Below are 23,583 nucleotides of genomic sequence, written 5' to 3' on the forward strand. Positions count from 1 at the left end.
CTTGATTGATTTAAGAGCTTGCAGACTAATGTTTGTTGTTTGTAAGTTGAAGAGGTTAGTTGTTTCTGTGTTTGTGTTTTTAAAGTTATATTCGTTGTCTTGCAACTTCAAGAAGTTCGCAGCCATCCTGCGTTAGTAAATAAAGTGCATTCACTATATGAGGAATGTCTTTCACATCAGCCTGTTTGAAGCACAAGCAGTAAAGTGTTTCGAGCAGGTCGCTGGCGGCGCGCAGACGTTGATGAGCGGCGTCGAGGACGGCGCCGGTGCTGGCTGCAGTGTCGATGACCAACACGGGCGTTTCGCTGTAGCTGGTTTTGAGCGGGCGATAGCGGTCTTGCATGAGGTCAGTCCTGTGTTCAGCGGCGCGGCAAACTATAGAGGCGCGCATCCAGGCGTCGCAATACCGCGTAAATGGACAGGTTTTGTAGGGGATTTACCGGCTTTGTGGCCTTTTGCCTACGTGTAACCCGAGGCACTTTTCAGCAATTCCCCTAGAGGTCGAATTTCCTACGTGTTTGTCAGGCGCATCGCGGTAAACCTCTGTATGGTGCGCGCCAGAATCAGTAGGACGTTTCAAAAACGTCTGTCCAACGCTTAAAGGGAATTAGGTATGCAATGGCTACGTATGGCCTCGATTTTGTTGCTGTGGGCGGGTGTTTGTCGTTTGGCCGGGGCGGCTGACGCGAGCAACCCGATGGGCCTTGCCAATATGGATCGCACCGGTTGGCCAGAGGCCCTGACCAGCCAGGCGAACGTGGACACGGCCTCCCGCGCCGAGGTGTTGATGTTTGGCAAGGCACTGCTGGCCAGCGAAATGCTCGACGAACAAAGTCTGAAACAGCGACTGGGCGTGCAGGATGTAAAGCTCAAGTCGGTCAGGCAGGTGCGTGACGGGTTGTGGGATCGGTTGCTGGTCACCTACCGCAGCGCCAGTCAGAGCTGCGACGGCGAACCCTTCTGCCCTCGCGTGCGAAGCGTCGCCGATTTGCGCCAGTTGGCGGCGGCTTTCACGGGGGAAATCAGCCCGGCCCATGCGGTTTGGGCGAGCAAGAGCCAAACCTTTCATGAGCAGGCGCTGAATGAGCAACTGCGGGTGGCGGTGTTGGTGCCCTGAGTTAATTCCTGTTGTTGCGCTGACTGGGCTGGCCGCTTCGCGAGCAAGTTCCCTCCCACATTAGACCGCGTTGCCCGCGAACCCTGCGTTGCATCCGCTGTATCATCCCGTATCGTTTTGGCCCCCGACCTTTTCTCGACTCGCTGCGTTTGCCGGCTAGGCTTTGGGCTTCGCAGCGGTCAACGGAGTGACAGCTTATGCACAACACCCTGGAACAGGTTTTCGGTTATCCACAGTTTCGGCCCGGCCAGGAGGCGGCGGTCAGCGCGGTGTTGGCCGGGCGCTCGGCGGCGGCGATTTTCCCCACCGGCTCGGGCAAGTCCCTTTGTTATCAATTGCCGGCCCTGTTGCTGCCGCACCTGACGCTGGTGGTCTCGCCACTGCTGGCGTTGATGCAAGATCAGTTGGCGTTCCTTCAACGTCATGGCATTGCAGCGGGCAGCATCGATTCGGCCCAGAGTCGTGACGACGCAAGCGATGTGATGGCCCGGGCCAGGTCCGGCGAGCTGAAGATTTTGATGATCTCTGTGGAGCGCTTGAAGAACGAGCGCTTCCGCAATTTCCTGCAGCAGGTGCCGATCTCGTTGTTGGTGGTGGACGAGGCGCACTGCATCTCGGAGTGGGGCCACAATTTCCGTCCCGACTACCTCAAGCTTCCCGACTACCAGCGCCAGTTCAGCATTCCGCAGGCGCTGCTGCTGACCGCCACTGCGACGCCCAAAGTGATCGCGGACATGGAGGCAAAATTCGCCATCGCTCCCGAAGACGTGGTGACCACCGGTTTCTACAGGCCAAACCTGAATTTGCTGGTCGAGCCGGTACGTGGTCAGGACAAACGCCGACGACTCGTCGAATGGATGAGCGAACGTCCCGGTCAGCCGAGCATCGTCTACGTCACCCTGCAAAAAACCGCCGAGCACATCGCCGAACACCTGGGACGCAACGGCATCCAGGCCGAGGCCTATCACGCCGGTTTGCCCCACGAACAACGCGAAGCCATCCAGAAACGCTTCATGGGCGGGCAGTCGAATTGCATCGTTGCCACCATCGCCTTCGGCATGGGCATCGACAAGAGCGACATCCGCAACGTCGTGCATTTCGACCTGCCCAAATCCATCGAAAACTACAGCCAGGAAATCGGCCGCGCCGGGCGTGACGGGCACCCGTCCGACTGCCTGGTATTGGCAAACCGCGACAGCCTCAACGTGCTGGAAAACTTCGTCTACGGCGACACGCCAGAACTGGACGGCATTCGCTGTGTGCTCGATGAGATGCAAGCTGCTGCGCCGGAGGGGCAGTGGGAGTTTCTGTTGGGGCCCTTGTCGGACCAGAGCAACATTCGCCAGCTGCCGCTCAAGACCTTGCTGGTGCAACTCGAACTGCGTGGTTTGATTGCCCCGCGTTACGCCTATTACGCCGAATACCGCTTCAAGTATTTGCAAGAACCGGAAGCTTTGCTGGCCCGCTTCGAGGGCGAGCGCAAAGACTTTGTCGCGGCCATTATCCAGACCTCCAGCCGCGCCCGAACCTGGGCTACGGTGAATTTCGACGCGCTCTATGAACAGCATCAAGCCGAGCGCAACCGGGTGGTCAAGGCGCTGGATTATTTCCAGGAGAAAGGCTGGATCGAGCTGGAAAGCAAGCAAATGACCGAGGTCTACAGCCTGCTGCAAGTGAATGTCGACAGTCAGGCACTGAGCGCTGAACTGCACGCCTATTTCACCCAGCATGAACGTACTGAGATTGCCCGGATTCACGCGATGCTGGATCTGTTCGCCACCGACCATTGCCTGGGCTATCGCCTGGCCGAGTACTTCGGCGATGAAAACGCGCCTCGTCAGTGCGGGCATTGTTCGGTGTGTCATGGGCACGTGGCGCGGCTGCCATCGCCGCCGGAATTGCCGGCGCTTGTGGATAAAAACTTCGAAGCGCTGTGCGGTGATTTTATCCACAGGCATGAGCAGTACACCGGCAATGTACCGTCGGCCGAACGCGTAACGCGGTTTTTGTGCGGGATCAGCGTGCCGCTCTTTACCAAGCTCAAGGCGCGTTCGATATCGGGATTTGCGGCGCTGGAAAATTATCCGTATGCCGACGTGCGGGAGTGGGCTGAAGCGCATCTGCCGAGTTGAAACGCGGACCAATGTGGGAGCGGCGGTGCGACGATTCGACTTGCTCGCGAAAGCGGAGTGTCAGTCGACATCATCACTGACTGTCACACCGCTTTCGCGAGCAAGCCCGCTCCCACAGGGATCTTTGGTGTATTCGCGGGTAGATCCATCCGCTGAATGTTGCTCATCACAGGAATAAATTTCAAAAATACCCGGCGGCTGACTATGGTGAGGTCTGTCTATGGATCGCCAACAAGAGAGCAAACATGAGCCAGACACCGTTCAACATTCAGCGCGCCGCCGTGATCGGTGCAGGCACCATGGGCCGTGGCATTGTCATGTGCCTGGCCAACGCCGGCGTTCCGGTGCAGTGGGTCGACAACAATCCGCAGATGCTGGAACAGGCGCTGGCCACCGTGGCGGACACCTACGCACACAATGTGCGCCAGGGCCGCATCGATCAGGCCGAGGCGGATGCGCGCATCGCACGGGTCACGGCGGCGGCCGGATATGCGTCGATCCGTGAGGTTGATCTGGTGATCGAAGCGGTTTACGAAAATCTTGAACTCAAGCAAAAGATCTTCCGTGAACTGGACGGTCTGCTCAAACCCGAAGCCATTCTGGCCAGTAACACTTCAGCGCTGGATATCGACGCCATCGCCGCGGCGACTCGCCGTCCGGCTCAGGTCCTGGGGCTGCACTTCTTCAGCCCGGCGCACATCATGAAATTGCTGGAAATCGTTCGCGGTGCGCAGACTTCGCCCGCCGTACTCGATGCGGCGCTGGAGCTGGGCAAGCGCATGGGCAAGGTCAGCGTGGTGGCGGGCAACTGCGATGGTTTCATCGGCAACCGCATGCTCAATACCTACGTGCTTGAAGCGCGCAAGATGCTCTTGGAGGGTGCTTATCCCTATCAGGTGGATGCGGCACTGCAAGGTTTCGGTTTTGCCATGGGGCCGTTTCGCATGTACGACGTGGTTGGCGTCGATCTGGGATGGCGCGCTCGCGAGCTGTCAGGCAAAGGGCAGGATGCGCCAGAGGTTCAGGTGGATAACCGCTTGTGCGAATTGGAGCGTTTTGGTCAGAAGAGCGGCAATGGCTATTACCACTATGAACCGGGCAGTCGACAGGCTGAACACGATCCTGAAGTCGATGCGCTGGTGCTAAATGTTAGCGAAGGGCTTGGCTTCCAGCGTCGGGAGATAAGCCCTGAGGAGATTCTCGAGCGCTGTCTGCTGGCGCTGGTCAATGAAGGCGCGAAGATCCTTCAGGAAGGTATTGCTGGGTCGGCGCACGACATCGATCTGGTGTACCTCAACGGGTACGGTTTCCCGGCGGACAAGGGCGGGCCAATGGCGTGGGCGGATCAGCAAGGGCTGGCGGATATTCATCAGCGTTTGATGGCGCTGGAGACCCGCCAGGGCGATCACTGGAAGCCGGCGCGCCTGATTGGTGAGTTAGAGGCGGTGGGTAAAGGGTTTGCGGATCGGTAGACTTCATCCACTTCAAGACGAGAGCTGCGCATGAACCAACGCACCGACTACCCGCACTTCCAGCCCATCACCACCCGCTGGCACGACAACGACGCCTACGGTCACGTCAACAATGTCACTTACTACAGTTTTTTCGACACGGCAGTGAACACCTACCTGATCGAAGTCGGTGACCTGGATATCCATGACGGCGAGGTGGTGGGTTTTGTGGTGAGTTCGTCTTGCGATTACTTCGCCTCTATCGCCTTTCCGGATCGGATCGAGATCGGTCTGCGGGTGGGCAAGTTGGGCAACAGCTCGGTGCAGTACGAACTGGCGGTGTTCAAGGCCGGGGAAGACGAGGCCTGTGCGGCGGGGCGCTTCGTGCATGTGTTTGTGGATCGGACGTCGAATCAACCGGTGGCGATCCCTGCCGGATTGCGTGATGCATTGGAGCGCCTGGTGGTTTGACGGACAAAAAAAATCGCAGCCCTTGGGCTGCGATTTTTTATCAATCTGTCAGCGAAGCCGTTCAGGCCTCAATGATGACGATTGTGCTTGTAATGTTTGCGATGACCATAGGCATGGCCTCGGCCCGGGTGGCCGTCACGGTAGTAACGACGGTCATCACGGTCGCCGCGATAGGAGCGACGATCATCGTCTTCATCGCTCTTGTTGCCCATGTAGTTACCCAGCGCGCCACCGGCGCCGCCGCCTGCTGCGGAGCCGATCAGGCTGCCGGTGGTGCCGCCCATGCTGCGGCCGACCACGTTACCGCCTGCTGCGCCCAACGCACCGCCAATGGCGGCTTCGCCACGGCTGCGTTTGTCTGCGCCGACGGCGCTACCACCTGCGCCGCCCAGGGCCGCGCCAATAGTGGAACCTGTATTGCCGCCCAGCGACTGACCGACGACCGAGCCAAGAACCCCGCCCAATGCGCCGCCCACACCTGCTTCGGTGGTGCCTCCGGCAGAAGCGAAGCCACTGACCAGGCCAAGGGACAACAAGAGAATCGAGGAGAACTTCATAGAGGAACCTCAAGGGGATGACGGCGCGATCCTGAGGCTGTGTCCTGGTCGTGACAATCGAAATCCGACGAGTAACACGACTTGAGCACATTTCTATAAGTTACTGTTTTTTGGGCGGAACTTAAGGGTTTTTCGCCGGTCTTTAGCTACTTCGGAAAGGCCGTTTTTGTGAAAAAACGGCCTTTTTTGTGGGCGATTGGAAAGTTGCCTGCAGCTGAATTGGCAGGCGACATTTTCCTGTGGCGAGGGAGCTTGCTCCCGTTGGGTCGCGAAGCGGCCCCAAAAAACAGCGAACCCAATCTATCGGTCAGATTGGGTTGCCAGGTTTGCGGCTGCTGCGCAGCCGAACGGGAGCAAGCTCCCTCGCCACAATGGTGGTTGCGCGCGTCAGGCCGACTTGGCCAAAATCAACCCAGTCTCACTCGCCATCTCCAACCGGATCGCCACAAACTTCGACGTTGGCGTATGGCTGCCATCCCCGGTGCTTTCCAGTGGCACCAGCGGATTCACTTCTGGATAGTAAGCAGCCGCCTGCCCCGCAGGAATATCAAACGCCAGCAGCGTAAAGCCCTTCACCCGACGCTCACGCCCATCGTCCCAGATCGAAACGATGTCAGCCTTCTGCCCAGGCTTGAACCCCAGGCGGATGATGTCTGCTTCATTGACGAACAACACATCCCGCTGACCCTTCACGCCACGATAACGGTCATCCAGCCCATAAATCGTGGTGTTGTACTGATCGTGAGAACGCATCGATTGCATGATCAGGTCCGGCAACACGCCCGTAGCGCGGGTGCGTTCGTGCACCAGGTCTTTGGGCAGGACGTTCGGCCGGAAATTGGCGCGCCCTGACGGGGTGTTCCACTTGCGTGCACCGGCGCTGTTGCCGAGGTAGAAACCGCCCGGGTTCTTGATCTTCTCGTTGAAGTCGCGAAAGCCCGGAATGGTATCGGCGATCAGATCGCGAATGCGGCTGTAATCGGCCACGAGCCAGTTCCAGTCCACCGGTTTGCTGCCCAGGGTCGCGGCAGCGATGCCGGCGATGATCCACGGCTCCGAGCGCATCTGATTCGACAGTGCCTGCAACTGGCCGTTGGAGGCGTGGACCATGCTGAACGAATCTTCGACGGTCACCGCTTGCGCGCCTTCGGTCTGGATGTCGATGTCGGTACGGCCCAGGCACGGCAGGATCAGCGCCTCTTTACCGTGGGCCAAATGGCTGCGGTTGAGCTTGGTGCTGATCTGCACGGTCAGGTCGCAATTGCTCAGGGCCTGGAAGGTGCGTGGGCTGTCCGGGGTTGCCTGGGCGAAGTTGCCGCCCAGACCGATAAAGACCTTGGCGCGACCTTCGGCCATCGCGTGGATCGCCTCGACCACGTTATGACCGTTTTCACGCGGCACCCTGAACTGGAAGCGCCGCTCCAGGGAATCGAGGAACGCCACTGGCGGACGTTCGTTGATGCCCATCGTCCGGTCGCCTTGCACGTTACTGTGGCCGCGCACCGGGCACAGGCCGGCGCCCGGCCGGCCGATGTTGCCGCGCAGCAGCATCAGGTTGGCGATTTCCTGGATGGTTGCCACCGAGTGGCGGTGTTGGGTGATGCCCATAGCCCAACACATGATGACGTTCTTGCCCTTGGCGTACATGCGCGCCGCTTGCTCGATTTCCACCAGGGTCAGGCCGGATTGCTCGACGATCTGCGCCCACGGCGTGTCATCGATGGCGCCCAGGTATTCCAACACGTCGGCGCTGTGTTCATTGAGGAAGTCGTGATCGAACACGGAAGGGTTACCGGTCTGCTGCGCTTCGCGCTCCCAATGCAGCAGGAATTTCGCCATGCCGCGCAACACCGCCATGTCGCCGCCGAGCGCCGGGCGGAAGTAGGCGGTGTTAGTCGGCTTGTCGCCGTTGGTGAGCATTTCGATCGGGTGCTGCGGGTGCTGGAAGCGTTCCAGGCCCCGCTCTTTCAGTGGGTTGACGCACACCACTTGCGCGCCGCGTTTCACCGCTTCGCGCAAAGGTTCGAGCATCCGCGGATGATTGGTGCCCGGGTTCTGGCCCCAGACAAAAATCGCATCGGCGTGTTCGAAGTCGTCGAAGGTCACGGTGCCTTTGCCGACGCCGACGCTTTGGGCCAGTGCCACACCGCTGGCCTCGTGGCACATGTTCGAACAGTCGGGGAAATTGTTGGTGCCGTAGGTGCGCACGAACAGCTGATACAGGTACGCCGCTTCGTTGCTGGCGCGGCCCGAGGTGTAGAACTCGGCCTGATTCGGGCTCGACAGGCCCTGCAAATGTTTGGCAATCAAGGCGAACGCCGCTTCCCAGCTGATCGGCTTGTAGCGATCAGTTTCGGCGTCATAGCTTAATGGCTCGGTCAGACGACCTTGATACTCCAGCCAATAGTCACTTTGTTCCAGCAACGAACTGACGCTGTGTTTAGCAAAGAAAGCACCGTCGACACGCCGTTTGGTCGCTTCCCAATTCACCGCTTTGGCGCCGTTCTCGCAGAACGCCACCATGCCGGCTTCGTTGGAGTCGCCCCAGGCGCAACCCGGGCAATCGAACCCGCCGTTCTTGTTGGTTTTGAGCATCATGCGCAGGTTTTTCAGCGCGTTGTCACTGGTCAACCAGGCCCGGGCAACGCTGGCCAGTGCGCCCCAGCCACCGGCCGGGCCTTTATAGGGCTTGTAGCGAGGGACGGGTTTCTGGTCGGCTTGACGGTGTTGACTCACGCTTGATTCTCCAATGCCGGGCTGTAGACCCGTGGTGCATTTTTTTGGGGCAGATGGATGAGATTGAGGTTGTGACGACGGGCCCATTGCACGGCGAGACCCGTGGGCGACGACAGGCTGACCAGGGTCTGGATGCCGGCGCGCAGTACTTTTTGAATCAATTCGAGGCTGCAACGGCTGGTGACAATCGCCAGGCCGCCTTCAGTCGGGATCTTCTGGCGAATCAAACCGCCAATCAGTTTGTCGAGGGCGTTGTGCCGGCCGATGTCTTCGCGGCCCAGCAGCAATTCGCCCTGACCGTTCATGAACACCGCCGCATGCACCGCCCCGGAGTACTGGCCAAGAGGCTGGAACGCACCGATGCGCTGGCGCAAACCGTCCAGCCATTCGGCGGGAGGCAGGGGGGCTCCGGGCAACACTTTGAGATCTGGCAATGCTTGTTCCACCGCCTCTACGCCGCAGAGCCCGCAGCCGCTGGTGCCGGCCATTTGCCGACGCTGCTGCTTGAGGTTCCAGAACGCGCGATTGGCGACGGTCACTTGCGCGTATTGCGCCGAGCCCGAACCGCTGAGTTGCAGGTCATAGATGTCGGACGCGTCTTCGATGATGCCGCTGCCAAGGCTGAAACCGACGATGAAGTCTTCAAGATCAGTCGGCGTGACCAACATCACCGCCTGGCTGATGCCGTTATAAGCGATCGCCAACGCGACTTCCTCGGCGAGCGCGGTGCTGGCCGATTCGGTGTATTGAAGGTCGCTATAACTGTAGGTCTGGCTGGCGGCGGGCGCGGGCGTTTCTGTGGCCGGCACCGCGCAGGCAGGGCGCTTGGCATTCATGGGCATCACCGACGGTTTGGTCAGGTTTAAGCCTAGGCGCGTCAACCTGTCGCGTCTAATCGCTATTACTGATCTGCCGATAGATGACGTCGATCAAGACGCTGTCAGCGATTTCTGATAGATCGCAAAACAGGCTTCGGCCAGCGCCGAACGCGGGGCACTGCGACGCATGATCAGCCCAAGCCGGGCGAGGGTCTTGGCGTTTTCGATGGGTTGCAGACGCAAGTGATCGGTGAGGTTTTCCAGGCCGCCATCCAAAGGCATCACCGCGCAGCAGAGGCCGCCGTGCACCGCTTGTAACAATTGATGGACGGCGTCGGTTTGCAGAAGCGGCTGGGGCGTCAGGCCGCGGCTGTGGAAATTGTGATCGATGGACTGGCGAAAATGCATGCCGCTGGTGAGCATGCCCAGGGGCAGTTCTATCAATGACTCCCAACTCAACGGCGCCTCGCCGAAGCTGAAGAAGCGCTGATCGTAGAGCAGGCCCATGCGAGTTTCGCTGAAGGCCAGGGAGTCGAAACGCTCGTTGTCCAGTCGCTCCAGGTACGACACGCCGAGGTCCAGGCGATTGTTCGCCAGTTGCTCGAGGATTTGTTCGGAGCTCAGGGCCGAGAGTTCAAAGCGCAGGTTCGGGTGTTCGGCATGCAGGCGTTGCATCAACGGCAGCGGATCGAAGCTCGACAGCGGCACCACGCCCAACCGCAGCGTACCGACCAGATTGCCGCGACAGGCGGCGGCCTCGGCCTGCAAGCCGTCGTAGGCCGCCAGCACCGTGCGCGCCCACGCCAACACGCGCTCGCCGGGTGCGGTGAAGCCCTCGAAGCGCTGGCCGCGGTTGACCAGCGGCAGGTCGAGTTCTTCTTCGAGGCTGCGCAGGCGCATGGACAGGGTCGGCTGGGTGATATGGCAGCGCGCCGCGGCCTGGCCGAAGTGGCGGGTTTCGTCGAGGGCGATGAGGAATTTCAGCTGCTTGATGTCCATCTTCGCTCCAGGGCGCGGTGAGGGTGGCGATTTTAGCGCTTGCGATGGATCGACGTCATTGGTCGGGTTGGAACCGGGGCTTGCAACCTTGGTCTAGGCTTTTGCGTCTGGAAACTAAATCCCAAGGAGAGTGCATCATGAGTCTTTTGAGCTTTGTGAAAGAAGCGGGCGAAAAACTGCTGGATCTGCTGACACCCGGCAATGCCAATGCCAGTGAGCAGTTGAAGGAACACATCAGCAAGGTCGGCCTGGGTAATCCGAACGTGCAGGCCACGGTAGATGGCGACAAAGTCACCGTCACCGGTGAAGTGGCAACCCAGGAGGAGAAGGAAAAAATTCTGCTGGCTGTGGGCAATATCGCTGGCGTTGGTAGTGTTGATGATCAGATTACCGTCGCCGGTGGGGCGACGCTGGTGGAGGCGAAGTTCGTTGTGGTTGAGAAGGGCGACACCCTCAGCGCGATTTCCCTGCGCGTGTACGGCGACGCCAACAAGTATCAAAAAATCTTCGATGCAAACAAACCGATGCTCAAGGACGTGAACAAGATCTATCCGGGGCAGTCATTGCGGATTCCTGAATAATCTTGAGATCGCTTTCGCGGGCAAGCCTCGCTCCTACAGTTTTAGGTCGTACGCAGACCTCGCGAACGGCACGGACTTGTAGGAGCGAGGCTTGCCCGCGAACCAGGCGCCTCGGTCTCAAAGCCCTGCGATGAGCTCCCGATAATCGACTACCGCCGCAAACTCCGCCGTATCCTTCGGCCCCTTGCGGCTGTCCGGCTCACTCACCGCCAGCAGATGCGCCACCCCAAAACTGCGCGCGCTGCGCAGGATCGGCAACGTATCGTCGATAAACAGACTGCGCGCCGGATCAAAACCGATGTCCGCCTGCAACGCCTCCCAGAACTGCGGATTCTCCTTGGGGAAACCGTAGTCATGCGAGCTGATCAAGCGCTCGAAGTACGGCGCCAGTTCAATCCTTTCCAGCTTCAATGACAGCGAATCACGGTGCGCATTGGTGATCATCACCACGCGCTTGCCGGCCTGTTTGATCGCCGCCAGAAAGGTATCCGCGTCCGGGCGCAGCGCGATGAGGTGCGCAGTCTCCAGTTTCAACTCACGCACCGGCAGCTTCAGCTCGGCGCTCCAGAAATCCAGGCAATACCACTGCAACTGACCGGCATTGCGCTCGAACAGCGGCTGCAATTCCATCTCGGCCATGGCCCGGCTGACCCCGTGCAACTCGGCATAACGCTGAGGCAGGTGCTCCATCCAGAAATGGTTGTCGTAGTGCAGGTCCAGCAGCGTGCCGTCCATATCCAGCAGAACGGTGTCGATGTCGCGCCAGGGCAGCAGGGACATAAAAAACTTCTCCAGCGGTAATAAAGATATCCGAGGTCAACAATCAGGATAGGCCGGGTATAGTAACCCGCTTACGCCAAGGAGCCTTTCATGCGCCAGAAACCCACCGTACTCGCCCGCGAGATCGTCGCCACCAGCCGTTTATTCTGCGTCGAGGAGCTGAAGCTGCGCTTTTCCAATGGCGTGGAACGCACCTACGAGCGCTTGGTCGGCAAAGGCGCGGGGTATGGCGCGGTGATGATCGTGGCGATGCTCGATGCGGATCACGCCGTATTGGTCGAAGAGTATTGCGGCGGCACCGATGCCTATGAATTGTCGTTGCCCAAAGGTTTGATCGAGCCGGGCGAGGACGTGCTGGCGGCGGCCGAGCGCGAGCTCAAGGAAGAGGCCGGGTATGGCGCGCGGCAACTGGAACATCTGACCGAGTTGTCGTTGTCGCCCGGTTACATGAGCCAGAAGATCCAGGTGGTGCTGGCCACCGATCTGTACGAAGAACGCCTGGAAGGCGACGAACCGGAGCCGATGGGTGTGGATAAGATCAACCTGCGCGAGCTGTCGGCCCTGGCGCAGAACCCGCGATTCACGGAGGGCCGTGCCTTGGCGGCGCTGTACCTGGCCCGTGATCTGTTGACTCAGCGCGGGGTGTTTCTGCCATGAATTTCCCGCATCCGTTGATGGCGCCGGTGGTTGAACTGGCGTTGAAGGCTGGCGACGCGATTTTGCCGTTCTGGCGCACGGGGACTGCGGTGACGGCGAAGGCTGACGATTCACCGGTCACCGCCGCTGACCTGGCGGCTCATCACCTGATTCTGGCCGGGTTGACGGCGCTGGATCCGAGCATTCCGGTGCTGTCCGAAGAAGACGCCAACATCCCCCAGAGTGTGCGCGCCGGCTGGCAGCGTTGGTGGCTGGTGGACCCGCTGGACGGGACCAAGGAGTTCATCTCCGGCAGCGAAGAGTTCACCGTCAACATCGCGCTGATCGAACAGGGCCGGGTGGTGTTTGGCGTGGTGTCGATGCCGACCAACGGACGCTTTTATGTGGGGGGCGCGGGACTGGGCGCGTGGCGTGGCGACAAAGATGCCGAGGCGTTGCCGATTCAGGTGCGCGACGTGCCGGCGCCGGGCGAGGCGTTTACCGTGGTAGCCAGCCGTCGGCATTCAAGCCCCGAGCAGGAGCGCTTGCTGGCCGGGTTGAGTGCCAGCCTGGGTGAGCTGCAATTGGCGAACATCGGCAGTTCGTTGAAGTTTTGCCTGTTGGCGGAAGGCGCGGCGGATTGTTATCCACGGTTGGCGCCGACTTCGCAGTGGGACACGGCGGCGGCTCAAGGCGTGCTGGAAGGCGCGGGCGGTGAAGTGCTGGATTTGAGCGGGAAGCCGTTTTGTTATCCGGCGCGGGAATCGTTGTTGAATGAGTTCTTTTTGGCGTTGCCGGTGAAGGCAGCGTGGCGGGAGAAGTTACTGGAACTGGCTCGATCCTGAGTTCACCCAAACCTGCAACTCAATTACACCAGGCAAACAGTGGTGACAGGAATGGGAGTGCTGCGCACTCCAACGGGAGCAAGCTCCCTCGCCACAGGTTTTGTGTCTTTATCGGTGCAAGACGTACTGCCCGGTAAACCTCACCGCATCGTCATTGCTATCGGCATTGACGATCCGTGAATGCAACGCCAACCGTGCCCGTCCGTATCGCTGGTATGTCGCCAGAAACTTCTTCCACACCACCGCGCTCGGTGCCTGACAGATCGCGATCGCGTCCATGGTCACCGGCAGCGGATAAGTGATGTGCCCCTCGTGAATCACGATGTGTCCGCCTTCAACCCCTTCTTCATGCAAGCGCAAATGCAGCCAGCCCCAGCCGGCCAGCACCGCGCCGCAATACAGGCTGCCGCCGAACATGGTGCTTTTGTGATTGACGTTGGCCTCAAGCGGCATATGCAGGCGCAGTTGCTGGTCGTGCCAGTCGAGCACTTTGAGGCCCATGTCCCGGGTCAAAGGAATATCGCGATGAAGGACTGATTCCAGGTGACGACTGTCGCGGCTCATTCAGGGGCCTCTTGTTTGAAGATGATGGTTTGACGGTAGCTCAATCGAGTTCGTCGGTGTGGCTGCTGGCGCCACCGTCGGCGAAGTTCAGGCCGTGCTTGCGCAGTTTGTCGTGCAGGGTCTTGCGCGGAATGCCGAGGGCTTCGGCGAGGCTACGTACCGAGCTGTGAGGGCGCGCCAGTTCGGCGGCAATCAACGATTTCTCGAAGTTTTCCACTTGCTCGCTCAGACCACCGCCGACCGCTTCGACCGTCATGCCGGCAGCCCCCTCCGGCGTGTTGTTATCCAACGCCAGTTCCAGGCCCAAGGCAAAGCGTTCGGCGGCGTTTTGCAGTTCCCGCACGTTGCCCGGCCAGGTGTGGCGCAGCAGCAGGGCGCGTTGACCCGGTTGCAGTTCATGGGGCGGCAAGCCGTGGCGGGCGCTGGCTTCGTCGGCGAAATGCTGGAACAGCATCAGCGCGTCTTCGCCGCGTTCACGCAGCGGCGGAATACGCAGCGGCGCGACGTTCAGGCGGTAATACAAGTCGGCCCTGAAGCGCCCTTGATCGGCGGACTGGCGCAGGTCTTCCTTGGTTGCGGCGATGATGCGGATGTCCAGCGGGATCAGCTGATTACCGCCCAAGCGCTCGACGACACGTTCCTGCAGCAAGCGCAGCAATTTCACCTGCACATCCAGGCTCATGCTTTCGATTTCATCGAGGAACAACGTGCCGCCGTTGGCGAATTCGAACTTGCCGATGCGGCGCTTTTGCGCGCCGGTGAACGCCCCCGGCTCGTGACCGAACAGCTCGCTTTCCACCACAGACTCAGCCAATGCCCCGGCGTTGATCGCCACGAATGGGCCGTTACGCCGGTTCGACAAATCATGCAGCGCCCGGGCCACGACTTCTTTGCCGGCACCGGTTTCGCCAAGAATCAGCACGTCAGCCTTGGTCGCCGCCAATGCACCAATCTGCTCTCGCAAGCGCAGCATCGGCGCCGATTGCCCGACCAGTCGGGTGCTCAGTTCATTGCGATCGCTCAGGGCCAGACGCAGGCTGCGGTTATCCAGCACCAGTCGGCGCAGGGCCAATGCGCGGCGCACGCTGTCGAGCAGCGCGTCGCTGGCGAAGGGTTTTTCCAGGAAGTCATACGCCCCGGCGCGCATCGCTTGCACGGCCAGCGGCACATCGCCGTGGCCGGTGATCAGCAATACGGGCAATTCCGGGTCCTGGGCATGCAGTTCGGTCAGCAGTTCGAGGCCGTCCATGCCCGGCATGCGGATGTCGCTGACCACCACGCCCGGCCAGTCGCGCTCCAGTTGCCCGGCCAGGCCTTTCGCTTCGGCCAATGGCAGGATTTTCAGGCCCGCCAGATCCAGCGTCTGGCTCAAGGCCTGACGCAGGTGGGGATCGTCGTCGATCAGCACGACCTGGACACGGTTATCGATGGTCATGCACTTCGGTCCTCGGACGGTTGCAGGCTCACACCCGGTGCGCCTGCGCGCAACTTCAGGGTAATCAGGGCGCCGCCTTCCTTGTGGTTGGCGAACGACAGTTCACCGCCGAAGGCGCGCATCAGGGTTTCGCAAATCGCCAGCCCCAGGCCAAGCCCCTGGGTGCGGGTCTTGGTGGTGTAGAAGGGCTCGCTGGCGCGACCAAGGGCTTCCATGCAAAAGCCGGGGCCGTTGTCGCGAATGTACAGAATGACGCCGTCCGCGGTGGATTGGGCACTCAACCAGAGTTTACGCGGCGGTCCTTTTTCGGTCAGCGCGTCCAGTGCGTTGGCCAACAGGTTGCCGAGCACCTGGCGCAGACGGGTTTCCCCAGCCTCGACCCACAACGTGGCCGCCGGCAAATCGCGGATCAGTTCGACTTCCATGCTGCGCCGACGCTTGGCCAGCAACGCCAGGGCGTCATCCAGCGCCGGTTGCAGGGCGACACTTTCCGGCGCATGGCGATCGCGCCGGGCGAAGGCACGCAGATGAGCGATGATCGATGCCATGCGCCCGGTCAGTTCGCTGATCAGCTTGAGGTTGCCGCGGGCATCGTCGGTGCGCTGATGATCGAGCAGCACTTCGGCATTTTCCGCGTAGCTGCGAATGGCGGCGAGCGGTTGATTCAATTCGTGGCTGATGCTCGCGGACATCGTCCCCAGCGCTGATAACTTGCCGGCCTGCACCAGGTCGTCCTGGGCGCGCACCAGTTCCTGCTGGGCATGTTCGCGCTCCAGCACTTCCTGTTTCAGTCGACGGTTGAGGCCTTCGAGGTCGCTGGTCCGTTCGGCGACCCGGCCTTCCAGCTCACGCCGGGCCTTGGCTTCGAAGGCGATGCGTTCGAGGTAATGGCGACGGCGCTGCATCATCAGGCCGAGCAGCAACATCAAGACCAGCAACGTCGCGCCGCCAATGGCGACGACGGTGCGCACCGGGCGGTCGATCAGGGTGCGTGGGGCGAGGATGCTGACGTTCCAGCCGGTTTCGGCGATCTGCTGGGTTTGGGTCAGCCAGGCGTTGGGGTTGAGCCGCAACGGTTTCGGGTCGCGGGTCGGGTACGGCTGGATCGCGGTGATCGCTTTGCTTTCGGCTTCGCTCAGGGGGCGAGTCGAGCGGAATCGCCACTCAGGCCGCGACGTGAGGATGACTACGCCGTTATGGTCAGTCAGCAGCAGTTGTTCCGGGGTTTTGCCCCACAGGCTTTCGGTGTGGTCCAGGTCGACCTTGACCACCAGCACGCCGATGATTTTCTCGCCGTTGCGCACGGCGGCGGCGAAGAAATAGCCACGTTTGGCTGACGTGGTGCCTAAGCCAAAAAAGCGCCCGAGCCGCCCGGCCATCGCTTCGCTGAAATACGGCCGGAAGGAAAAATTACGCCCGACGAAACTGTCGTGTTTGTCCCAGTTCGAGGCGGCCAGGGTCTTGCCCGTGGTGTCCATCAGGTACATGACTTCGGCGCCGGTCTGGGCGCTGATGTTTTTCAACAGGCGATTGGCATTGCCTTGGGTGACGCTGTCGTCCGGCGCCCCGAGCACCGCGCGCAGGGCCGGCAGGTCGCCGAGGATCTGCGGCAACACTTCATAACGGTGCAGCGTACCCAGCAGGTTGGCGACATAAAGGTCGAGGGTCTGACGGTTCTGCCCGGCCAGCTCGCTGCGGTAATAACGCTCGGCCAGATGTTCCAGCGGCCACAGCAACGGCGCCAGGCACAGCGCAAGCAGTGCGAGGCTGCGCCAGCGGGGTCTGCGGGGAAGGGTCGAAGTCATGAGCATCGGGCGCCTGTGGGTACAGGCGCATTATGCCTAGGCTTGCTCGGCAAGACACTCGCGCAGCGCGGTTTGCCAATCAGGCTGGCTGACGCCCCATTCGTGTTGCAGACGGCTGCAATCCAGGCGCGAGTTCAGCGGCCGGGTGGCCGGCGTCGGATAGTCGCTGGAGGGGATCGGCAGCAGGTTGGCGCAAGGCTTGCCCTGTTCCCGCAGTGCTTCGCCGATGGCTTGGGCGAAACCGAACCAGGAAGTCTCACCCTGAGCGGTCAGGTGATAAGTGCCCCAAGCCCCGGTCTGTCCCGCTTGCCAGCGTTCGATCAGTGCAAGGGTGCTGGCAGCGATGGTGCCGGCCCAGGTGGGTGCACCGATCTGGTCAGCGACAATGCGCATCTCCGGTTTTTCTTGCAGCAGGCGTTGCATGGTCAACAGGAAATTACGGCCGTGGGTCGAGTAAACCCAACTGGTCCGCAGGATCAGGTGCTGGCTTTGAACTGCGGTGATCGCTTGTTCGCCGGCCAGCTTACTCTTGCCGTAAACGCCGAGCGGGTTAGGCGCGTCGGCTTCGTCGTAAGGCTCGGTTTTACTGCCATCGAACACGTAATCGGTGGAGTAGTGAATCAGCGGGATGCCCAGTGCCAATGCTTCTTCGGCCAAAACGCCCGGGCCGGTCGCGTTGATGGCAAACGCCAGTTCCGGCTCGTTTTCAGCTTGATCGACCGCTGTATGAGCGGCTGCGTTGATGATCAGGTCGGGACGAACTCGTTGCACTTGCTGACGAATCTGCAGCGGTTGAGCCAGATCGAGTTGATCACGCCCCAAAACCACCAACTCGCCGACAGCACCCAAGCGGCGTTGCAATTCACGCGAAACCTGACCGTGTTGACCGCTGATTAAAATTCTCATGGAAACAGATCAGCCTCTTTCAACCTTTTGCCGTTCTGATCCTTGGCCGAAAGCTTGGGCGCTTCATCCAGTTGCCAGTCGATGGCCAGCGTCGGATCGTCCCAGCGAATGCAACGCTCAGCGGACGGTGCGTAATAGTCCGTAGTCTTGTAGAGAAACTCGGCGAAATCGCTGAGCACCACAAACCCATGGGCAAAACCTTCCGGGACCCAAAGTTGGCGACGGTTTTCTGCGGACAAGCGTAAGGCTTCCCACTGACCGAAATTCGGCGAACTGCGACGGATATCCACCGCCACGTCGAGCACTTCACCGACGGTCACCCGCACCAGTTTCCCCTGGGTATTTTCCAGCTGATAGTGCAGGCCGCGCAGCACCCCTTTCTGCGAGCGGGAGTGGTTGTCCTGTACGAATGGCGTGTTCACGCCTGTCGCTTCTTCAAACAATTTGGCATTGAAGCTTTCGTAGAAAAAGCCGCGCTCGTCACCGAAGACCGTGGGCTCGATGATCAATACGCCGGGAAGAGAGGTTTCAATTACGTTCATTGTTCTTCCCCGGCCAGTTTGAAGAGGTACTGGCCATAGCCGGTCTTGCCGAAATAGCTGGCGCGCTCCAACAGTTGTTCGCGGTTGATCCAGCCATTTTCGTAGGCGATTTCTTCGAGGCAGGCGACTTTCAGGCCCTGGCGGTGCTCGATGGTTTGCACGTATTGCGAGGCTTCGAGCAGGCTGTCGTGAGTGCCGGTGTCGAGCCAGGCGAAACCGCGACCGAAGCGCTCGACCTGCAGATCGCCGCGTTGCAGGTAGGCATTGTTGACGTCGGTGATCTCCAGCTCGCCGCGAGGCGAAGGCTTCACGGCTTTGGCGATCTCGATCACATCGTTGTCGTAGAAATACAGGCCGGTCACGGCATAGCTGGATTTCGGTTTTTTCGGCTTCTCTTCGATCGACAGGGCACGGCCTTCGCTGTCGAAATCAATCACGCCGAAGCGCTCCGGATCCTTGACCCAATAGCCAAACACGGTGGCGCCGGAAGGGCGTATGGCGGCGTTCTTCAACTGGTCACCAAAGTGCTGACCGTGGAAGATGTTATCGCCCAGGATGAGGCATACCGAATCGTCACCGATGAATTCTTCACCAATCAGAAAGGCCTGCGCCAAGCCATCTGGCGAAGGCTGTTCGGCGTAGTTGAAATTGACCCCGAACTGACTGCCGTCACCCAGCAGGTTGCGGTACTGCGGCAGATCCTGAGGCGTGGAGATCAGCAAAATATCTTTGATGCCGGCCAGCATCAGGACCGAGATCGGGTAGTAGATCATCGGTTTGTCGTACACCGGCAACAGCTGTTTGGAGACGCCGAGCGTAATCGGGTGCAGACGCGTTCCCGAGCCTCCGGCCAAAACGATGCCTTTCATCATGCGATCAGCTCCTTGGTATTGAGGGCGCCCAGGCGTTCGCCCTGATAGCTGCCGTCCTGAACACGACGGCACCACTCCAGGTTATCGAGGTACCACTGAACGGTTTTGCGCAGTCCGGTTTCGAAGGTTTCTTCAGGCACCCAACCCAGTTCGCGCTCGATCTTGCTCGCGTCGATGGCGTAGCGCAGGTCGTGACCCGGTCGGTCTTGGACGAAGGTAATGAGGTCGGCGAAGTGCGCCACGCCTTCAGGCTTGTTCGGCGCCAGCTCTTCGAGCAACGCGCAGATGCCACGCACCACGTCGATGTTCTTCTGTTCGTTGTGACCGCCAATATTGTAGGTCTCGCCGACCACGCCTTCGGTGACCACTTTGAGCAGCGCCCGGGCGTGATCCTCGACAAACAGCCAGTCGCGCACTTGCAGGCCGTTACCGTAAACAGGCAGCGGCTTGCCGGCCAAGGCGTTGAGGATTACCAGCGGAATCAGCTTCTCGGGGAAGTGGAACGGGCCGTAATTGTTCGAGCAATTGGTCAGCAGCACCGGCAGACCGTAGGTTCGCTGCCAGGCGCGAACCAGATGGTCGGACGCCGCTTTGCTCGCCGAATACGGCGAGCTCGGCGCGTAGGGCGTGGTTTCGGTGAACAGATCATCGACGCCGTGCAGGTCGCCGTAGACCTCATCAGTGGAGATGTGATGGAAGCGCAAGGCGCTTTTTTCCGGCTCGGCCAGCGCCTGCCAGTAAGCGCGAGTGGCCTCCAGCAGGCTGTAGGTGCCGACGATATTGGTCTGGATGAAATCCGACGGACCGTCGATGGAACGGTCGACATGGGATTCTGCTGCCAGGTGCATGATCGCGTGCGGCTGGAAACGTGCCAGTACCGCACTCACGGTGGCCTGGTCGACGATATCGGCCTGGACGAACTCGTAGCGGGTGTCGGTGGCAATGCTGTTCAGCGACTCGAGATTGCCGGCGTAAGTCAGCTTGTCCAGATTGAGCACTTCATGTTCGGTGTGCCGAATCAGGTGGCGAATCAGGGCAGAGCCAATGAAACCGGCACCGCCGGTGATGAGAATACGCATGTTGGCCGGCCTTTTTCTGTAAGACGATAAAGCGAATGAGCACAGCTTGTCGGCAGGAGCAGGGCGGTGCAAGAGGGTTGTTGGTCGTATTTGGCATTTGCCGCGCCGTCGGGGGTTGATTATCGACCGATGCAGTGGCGATATAAGCGCCTAATAAAATTTCAGGGGTCGTTGTATGCCGCTCGCCACGTTGATTCACCGCGCCAGTTTGCCCAGCCCGCAAGTGTCTGCGGAGCAAGCGCTCGAGCTACTGGAGGGACATTACGGGCTGAGTGGAAGGTTGCACGCCTTGGGCAGCCAGCAGGACCTCAACTTTCGGGTCGATAGCGATCAAGGGCGTTTCGTCCTGAAAATCTGCCGTGGCGACTATTCGGCGCTGGAGCTGCAAGCCCAACATGCCGGACTCAAGCAGTTGGGTGAACACTCCGGCGTGCATGTGCCGCGAGTGATCCCTGCAAAAAACGGAGCTGATCTGCTCACGCTGGAAGTCGATGGTCAGGCCGTGCATGTGCGCCTGCTCGATTACATCGAAGGCCAGTCGCTGACGCACCTTAATCATTTGCCCGGCCCGGTGGTGGCCGGTTTCGGTCGGCTCTGCGGCGAAATGGACCTGGCGCTGGCCGCTTTCGAGCATCCGGGCCTTGAGCGCACGTTGCAGTGGGACGCCCGCCACGCCAGCGCGCTGATTGGCCATTTGCTGCCAGTAATCAAGGATGACGCGCAACGCCGGTTGATCGCCGACGCGGCGGAACGGGCCGAGCATCATTTGCTGCCGCTGGTGGACAAGCTGCCGGTGCAGGCGATTCACATGGACATCACCGACGACAACGTGGTCTGGCAGCGCGACTCGCAACGCCAGTGGCAGTTGCAGGGCGTGATTGATTTCGGCGACCTGATCCGCACTTGGCGCATTACCGATCTGTCGGTCACCTGCGCGGCGTTGCTGCATCACGCCGGTGGCGATCCTTTCTACATTTTGCCGGCGGTCCGGGCTTATCACGCCGTCAATCCGCTCACTCATGAAGAACTGCTGGCGCTGTGGCCGCTGATCGTCGCGCGCGCGGCGGTGCTGGTGCTCAGTGGCGAACAGCAAGTCAGCATCGATCCGGGCAATGATTACAGCCGCGACAACCTGACCCACGAGTGGGAAATCTTCCGCGTGGCCACGTCGCTGCCGCTGGAATTAATGGAAGCGGCGATTCTGACGTCGGTCGGCCAGACGCTGCCAAACATTGGCAGCGAAGGTTTCGCACCGTTGCTGCCGAGCCTGGTGGGGCGTGAATTTGCCTTGATCGATCTGGGCGTGCTGAGCCCGCATTTTGAGGCGGGCAACTGGGAACAGGAGGGGATTGATCAGCGTTTGTTGACTGAAGCTGCTGCGACTCACGGATTGGCAGCCAGTCGCTATGGTCAATATCGTTTGTCCCGCACCCAACCGGACAGCGCCGCAGAGCCCGACACTTGCCCGTTGCACGTGGAGTTGCGCGTGCCGCACGGCACGGCGGTCGAATCGCCATTTGCCGGCGTGGTGCATCAGCCGGCGGCGGGTGTGCTGCAACTGGACGGCCCGCAACTGAGCGTGCGGTTGTGGGGCGTGACGCCGTCGCTGCACACCGGTGCGGCGTTGGTCAAAGGTCAGGTGTTGGGCGCGGTCAGCGGGCCGTTGATTGTGCAGTTGTGCCGAGGCGCTTCGTTCGATGCGCCGTTGTTTTGCACGCCGTCCCGCGCACCGGCCTGGCAAGCATTGTGCCCGTCACCGGCGGCGCTGCTGGGGCTGGCTTGCGATGCTGAAGCCGAGCTCGATTCGCAGACATTGCTGGCGCGCCGCGACGCCAGTTTCGCGCGTACGCAGAAGCATTATTACGTCGACCCGCCGCGCATCGAGCGCGGCTGGCGCAATCACCTGATCGACATGCAGGGCCGCTCCTACCTCGACATGCTCAACAACGTCGCAGTGCTTGGTCACGGGCATCCGCGCATGGCGGCAGTGGCCAGCCGCCAGTGGTCGTTGCTCAATACCAACTCGCGCTTCAACTACGCCGCGGTGGCCGAGTTTTCCGAGCGCTTGCTGAAGTTGTCGCCGGAGGGCATGGACCGGGTGTTTTTGGTCAACAGCGGCAGCGAGGCCAATGACCTGGCGATCCGGCTGGCGTGGGCTTACAGCGGCGGTCGCGACATGCTCAGCGTGTTGGAGGCCTATCACGGCTGGACCGTGGGCGCGGACGCGGTCTCGACGTCGATTGCCGACAACCCGAAAGCCTTGAGCAGCCGTCCCGATTGGGTGCATCCGGTGAGCGCGCCGAATACCTATCGCGGCGAATTCCGCGGCCCGGGCAGCGCGCCGGACTACGTGCGCAGCGTCGAACACAACCTGGCAAAAATCGCTGAGCAGAAACGCCCGTTGGCCGGTTTCATCTGCGAGCCGGTGTACGGCAATGCCGGCGGGATCTCGCTGCCACCGGGTTATCTGAAACAGGTCTATGCGCTGGTTCGCGCGCAGGGAGGTGTGTGTATTGCCGACGAAGTGCAGGTTGGTTACGGGCGCATGGGCCATTTCTTCTGGGGCTTCGAGGAGCAAGGCGTGGTGCCGGACATCATCACCATGGCCAAAGGCATGGGCAACGGCCAGCCGTTGGGCGCGGTCATCACCCGCCGGGAAATCGCCGAAGCGCTGGAGGCCGAGGGTTACTTCTTCTCGTCGGCCGGTGGCAGTCCGGTCAGTTGCCAGATCGGCATGGCGGTGCTGGATGTGATGGAGGAAGAAAAGCTCTGGGAAAACGCTCAGGTGGTGGGCGGGTATTTCAAGGAGCGGCTTGAAGCGCTGATCGATATTCATCCGTTGGTGGGCGCGGTGCATGGTTCCGGCTTCTATCTGGGTGTCGAGCTGATCCGCAACCGCGAGACCCTGGAACCGGCGACCGAAGAAACCACGGCGCTGTGTGACCGGTTGCGGGAGTTGGGGATTTTCATGCAGCCGACAGGGGATTACCTGAACGTGCTCAAGATCAAACCGCCGATGGTGACCTCGCGCCGGAGTGTGGATTTCTTTGTCGATATGCTTTCGAAGGTATTGAGCGAAGGTCTTTGATCAGAATCGTCGCCCTTGCGTAGGAGCTCTGAGAGAAAGAGAGGGTAACAATATCGATTGTTATCGGCTTTATCTGGGTGAAATTTAGACGGAAGGCATTTTTTTAGCTTCTATCGCCGATATTTATCGGCTATAAAGTCGCCGTTGCCTACCTATAAAAAGATCCAGG

At 60.4% G+C, this 23,583-nt stretch carries 21 protein-coding genes; 8 read left to right on the plus strand and 13 right to left on the minus strand.

The genetic code is table 11. The features are described 5' to 3' along the window. Positions 1 to 85: 85 nt before the first annotated feature. Positions 86 to 343: a hypothetical protein gene (locus ACA075_RS01205; RefSeq protein ID WP_497296961.1), complete on the minus strand. Its 258-nt coding sequence runs from the start codon at positions 341 to 343 to the stop codon at positions 86 to 88. Positions 344 to 613: 270 nt separating this feature from the next. On the opposite strand from ACA075_RS01205, the gene ACA075_RS01210 reads away from it, so the two are divergent. From ACA075_RS01210 to ACA075_RS01225, 4 genes are all read left to right on the plus strand, one after another. Beyond that, positions 614 to 1,117 carry a polysaccharide deacetylase gene (locus tag ACA075_RS01210; RefSeq protein WP_497296962.1) on the plus strand — a complete coding sequence of 168 codons (504 nt, stop codon included), beginning with the start codon at positions 614 to 616 and terminating at the stop codon, positions 1,115 to 1,117. 197 nt (positions 1,118 to 1,314) lie between these two features. Beyond that, entirely contained in the window at positions 1,315 to 3,249 is a 1,935-nt protein-coding gene (locus ACA075_RS01215; protein ID WP_497296963.1) for a RecQ family ATP-dependent DNA helicase, read from the plus strand. A gap of 245 nt (positions 3,250 to 3,494) precedes the next feature. Next, positions 3,495 to 4,721: a 3-hydroxyacyl-CoA dehydrogenase gene (locus tag ACA075_RS01220; RefSeq protein ID WP_497296964.1), complete on the plus strand. Its 1,227-nt coding sequence runs from the start codon at positions 3,495 to 3,497 to the stop codon at positions 4,719 to 4,721. Positions 4,722 to 4,751: 30 nt separating this feature from the next. Continuing rightward, a complete protein-coding gene (locus ACA075_RS01225) occupies positions 4,752 to 5,171 on the plus strand; it encodes an acyl-CoA thioesterase (protein ID WP_497296965.1) in 420 nt (139 codons plus the stop codon). 68 nt (positions 5,172 to 5,239) lie between these two features. Here the strand turns inward: ACA075_RS01225 and ACA075_RS01230 are convergent, their stop codons facing one another. The 4 genes from ACA075_RS01230 to ACA075_RS01245 all read right to left on the minus strand — a co-directional run bounded on the left by ACA075_RS01230 (position 5,240) and on the right by ACA075_RS01245 (position 10,281). Continuing rightward, positions 5,240 to 5,728, minus strand: a complete 489-nt coding sequence (locus ACA075_RS01230; protein WP_497296966.1) for a glycine zipper domain-containing protein — start codon at positions 5,726 to 5,728, stop codon at positions 5,240 to 5,242. A 387-nt stretch (positions 5,729 to 6,115) separates the two neighbouring features. Continuing rightward, the gene (locus tag ACA075_RS01235; RefSeq protein ID WP_497296967.1) at positions 6,116 to 8,464 is read right to left on the minus strand and encodes an FdhF/YdeP family oxidoreductase; all 2,349 of its coding nucleotides are present in this window, start codon (positions 8,462 to 8,464) and stop codon (positions 6,116 to 6,118) included. Then, positions 8,461 to 9,300 (minus strand): formate dehydrogenase accessory sulfurtransferase FdhD, encoded by an 840-nt coding sequence (fdhD, locus tag ACA075_RS01240; protein WP_497296968.1) that lies wholly within the window; start codon positions 9,298 to 9,300, stop codon positions 8,461 to 8,463. Before fdhD ends, ACA075_RS01235 begins: the two co-directional genes overlap by 4 nt. 93 nt (positions 9,301 to 9,393) lie before the next feature. Continuing rightward, positions 9,394 to 10,281 (minus strand): LysR family transcriptional regulator, encoded by an 888-nt coding sequence (locus tag ACA075_RS01245; RefSeq protein WP_010464716.1) that lies wholly within the window; start codon positions 10,279 to 10,281, stop codon positions 9,394 to 9,396. Positions 10,282 to 10,418: 137 nt separating this feature from the next. Between ACA075_RS01245 and lysM the strand changes: the two genes are divergently transcribed. Next, positions 10,419 to 10,862 carry a peptidoglycan-binding protein LysM gene (lysM, locus tag ACA075_RS01250; RefSeq protein WP_497296969.1) on the plus strand — a complete coding sequence of 148 codons (444 nt, stop codon included), beginning with the start codon at positions 10,419 to 10,421 and terminating at the stop codon, positions 10,860 to 10,862. Between the two features lie 117 nt (positions 10,863 to 10,979). Here lysM and yrfG read toward each other — a convergent pair whose 3' ends face one another. After that, positions 10,980 to 11,642, minus strand: a complete 663-nt coding sequence (gene yrfG / locus ACA075_RS01255) for a GMP/IMP nucleotidase (RefSeq protein WP_461956652.1) — start codon at positions 11,640 to 11,642, stop codon at positions 10,980 to 10,982. 90 nt (positions 11,643 to 11,732) lie between these two features. Between yrfG and nudE the strand changes: the two genes are divergently transcribed. Next, a complete protein-coding gene (gene nudE, locus ACA075_RS01260) occupies positions 11,733 to 12,299 on the plus strand; it encodes an ADP compounds hydrolase NudE (protein ID WP_223486444.1) in 567 nt (188 codons plus the stop codon). Beyond that, positions 12,296 to 13,123, plus strand: a complete 828-nt coding sequence (cysQ, locus tag ACA075_RS01265; RefSeq protein ID WP_497296970.1) for a 3'(2'),5'-bisphosphate nucleotidase CysQ — start codon at positions 12,296 to 12,298, stop codon at positions 13,121 to 13,123. Before nudE ends, cysQ begins: the two co-directional genes overlap by 4 nt. 108 nt (positions 13,124 to 13,231) lie before the next feature. Here the strand turns inward: cysQ and ACA075_RS01270 are convergent, their stop codons facing one another. Genes ACA075_RS01270 through rfbB form a run of 7 tightly spaced genes read right to left on the minus strand, consistent with a single transcriptional unit; the run spans position 13,232 to position 20,326 of the window. Further along, on the minus strand, positions 13,232 to 13,687 hold the full coding sequence (locus ACA075_RS01270; protein ID WP_497296971.1) for a YiiD C-terminal domain-containing protein: 456 nt from the start codon (positions 13,685 to 13,687) through the stop codon (positions 13,232 to 13,234). Between the two features lie 40 nt (positions 13,688 to 13,727). Continuing rightward, positions 13,728 to 15,122: a sigma-54-dependent transcriptional regulator gene (locus ACA075_RS01275; RefSeq protein ID WP_497296972.1), complete on the minus strand. Its 1,395-nt coding sequence runs from the start codon at positions 15,120 to 15,122 to the stop codon at positions 13,728 to 13,730. Beyond that, positions 15,119 to 16,927: a sensor histidine kinase gene (locus ACA075_RS01280; RefSeq protein ID WP_497296973.1), complete on the minus strand. Its 1,809-nt coding sequence runs from the start codon at positions 16,925 to 16,927 to the stop codon at positions 15,119 to 15,121. Before ACA075_RS01280 ends, ACA075_RS01275 begins: the two co-directional genes overlap by 4 nt. A 36-nt stretch (positions 16,928 to 16,963) precedes the next feature. Beyond that, a complete protein-coding gene (rfbD, locus tag ACA075_RS01285; RefSeq protein WP_497296974.1) occupies positions 16,964 to 17,833 on the minus strand; it encodes a dTDP-4-dehydrorhamnose reductase in 870 nt (289 codons plus the stop codon). Beyond that, the gene (gene rfbC, locus ACA075_RS01290; RefSeq protein ID WP_497296975.1) at positions 17,830 to 18,375 is read right to left on the minus strand and encodes a dTDP-4-dehydrorhamnose 3,5-epimerase; all 546 of its coding nucleotides are present in this window, start codon (positions 18,373 to 18,375) and stop codon (positions 17,830 to 17,832) included. Before rfbC ends, rfbD begins: the two co-directional genes overlap by 4 nt. Beyond that, positions 18,372 to 19,247, minus strand: coding sequence for a glucose-1-phosphate thymidylyltransferase RfbA (gene rfbA / locus ACA075_RS01295; RefSeq protein WP_497296976.1), 876 nt, complete (start codon positions 19,245 to 19,247; stop codon positions 18,372 to 18,374). The genes rfbC and rfbA overlap by 4 nt, the downstream gene beginning before the upstream one ends. After that, positions 19,244 to 20,326 (minus strand): dTDP-glucose 4,6-dehydratase, encoded by a 1,083-nt coding sequence (gene rfbB / locus ACA075_RS01300; protein ID WP_497296977.1) that lies wholly within the window; start codon positions 20,324 to 20,326, stop codon positions 19,244 to 19,246. Before rfbB ends, rfbA begins: the two co-directional genes overlap by 4 nt. 175 nt (positions 20,327 to 20,501) lie before the next feature. Here rfbB and ACA075_RS01305 point away from each other — a divergent pair, with 175 nt between their 5' ends. Further along, the gene (locus ACA075_RS01305) at positions 20,502 to 23,414 is read left to right on the plus strand and encodes an aminotransferase (RefSeq protein WP_497296978.1); all 2,913 of its coding nucleotides are present in this window, start codon (positions 20,502 to 20,504) and stop codon (positions 23,412 to 23,414) included. Positions 23,415 to 23,583 lie beyond the last annotated feature (169 nt).

It is taken from the genome of Pseudomonas sp. LBUM1663 (assembly GCF_059695905.1).

Excerpts from the sequence above, each read along its gene's own strand:
- ACA075_RS01205 (WP_497296961.1), bottom strand. The coding sequence starts at position 343 with ATGCAAGACCGCTATCGCCCGCTCAAAACCAGCTACAGCGAAACGCCC.
- ACA075_RS01210 (WP_497296962.1), top strand. The coding sequence starts at position 614 with ATGCAATGGCTACGTATGGCCTCGATTTTGTTGCTGTGGGCGGGTGTT.
- ACA075_RS01215 (WP_497296963.1), top strand. The coding sequence starts at position 1,315 with ATGCACAACACCCTGGAACAGGTTTTCGGTTATCCACAGTTTCGGCCC.
- ACA075_RS01220 (WP_497296964.1), top strand. The coding sequence starts at position 3,495 with ATGAGCCAGACACCGTTCAACATTCAGCGCGCCGCCGTGATCGGTGCA.
- ACA075_RS01225 (WP_497296965.1), top strand. The coding sequence starts at position 4,752 with ATGAACCAACGCACCGACTACCCGCACTTCCAGCCCATCACCACCCGC.
- ACA075_RS01230 (WP_497296966.1), bottom strand. The coding sequence starts at position 5,728 with ATGAAGTTCTCCTCGATTCTCTTGTTGTCCCTTGGCCTGGTCAGTGGC.
- fdhD (WP_497296968.1), bottom strand. The coding sequence starts at position 9,300 with ATGAATGCCAAGCGCCCTGCCTGCGCGGTGCCGGCCACAGAAACGCCC.
- ACA075_RS01245 (WP_010464716.1), bottom strand. The coding sequence starts at position 10,281 with ATGGACATCAAGCAGCTGAAATTCCTCATCGCCCTCGACGAAACCCGC.
- lysM (WP_497296969.1), top strand. The coding sequence starts at position 10,419 with ATGAGTCTTTTGAGCTTTGTGAAAGAAGCGGGCGAAAAACTGCTGGAT.
- yrfG (WP_461956652.1), bottom strand. The coding sequence starts at position 11,642 with ATGTCCCTGCTGCCCTGGCGCGACATCGACACCGTTCTGCTGGATATG.
- nudE (WP_223486444.1), top strand. The coding sequence starts at position 11,733 with ATGCGCCAGAAACCCACCGTACTCGCCCGCGAGATCGTCGCCACCAGC.
- cysQ (WP_497296970.1), top strand. The coding sequence starts at position 12,296 with ATGAATTTCCCGCATCCGTTGATGGCGCCGGTGGTTGAACTGGCGTTG.
- ACA075_RS01270 (WP_497296971.1), bottom strand. The coding sequence starts at position 13,687 with ATGAGCCGCGACAGTCGTCACCTGGAATCAGTCCTTCATCGCGATATT.
- ACA075_RS01275 (WP_497296972.1), bottom strand. The coding sequence starts at position 15,122 with ATGACCATCGATAACCGTGTCCAGGTCGTGCTGATCGACGACGATCCC.
- ACA075_RS01280 (WP_497296973.1), bottom strand. The coding sequence starts at position 16,927 with ATGACTTCGACCCTTCCCCGCAGACCCCGCTGGCGCAGCCTCGCACTG.
- rfbD (WP_497296974.1), bottom strand. The coding sequence starts at position 17,833 with ATGAGAATTTTAATCAGCGGTCAACACGGTCAGGTTTCGCGTGAATTG.
- rfbC (WP_497296975.1), bottom strand. The coding sequence starts at position 18,375 with ATGAACGTAATTGAAACCTCTCTTCCCGGCGTATTGATCATCGAGCCC.
- rfbA (WP_497296976.1), bottom strand. The coding sequence starts at position 19,247 with ATGATGAAAGGCATCGTTTTGGCCGGAGGCTCGGGAACGCGTCTGCAC.
- rfbB (WP_497296977.1), bottom strand. The coding sequence starts at position 20,326 with ATGCGTATTCTCATCACCGGCGGTGCCGGTTTCATTGGCTCTGCCCTG.
- ACA075_RS01305 (WP_497296978.1), top strand. The coding sequence starts at position 20,502 with ATGCCGCTCGCCACGTTGATTCACCGCGCCAGTTTGCCCAGCCCGCAA.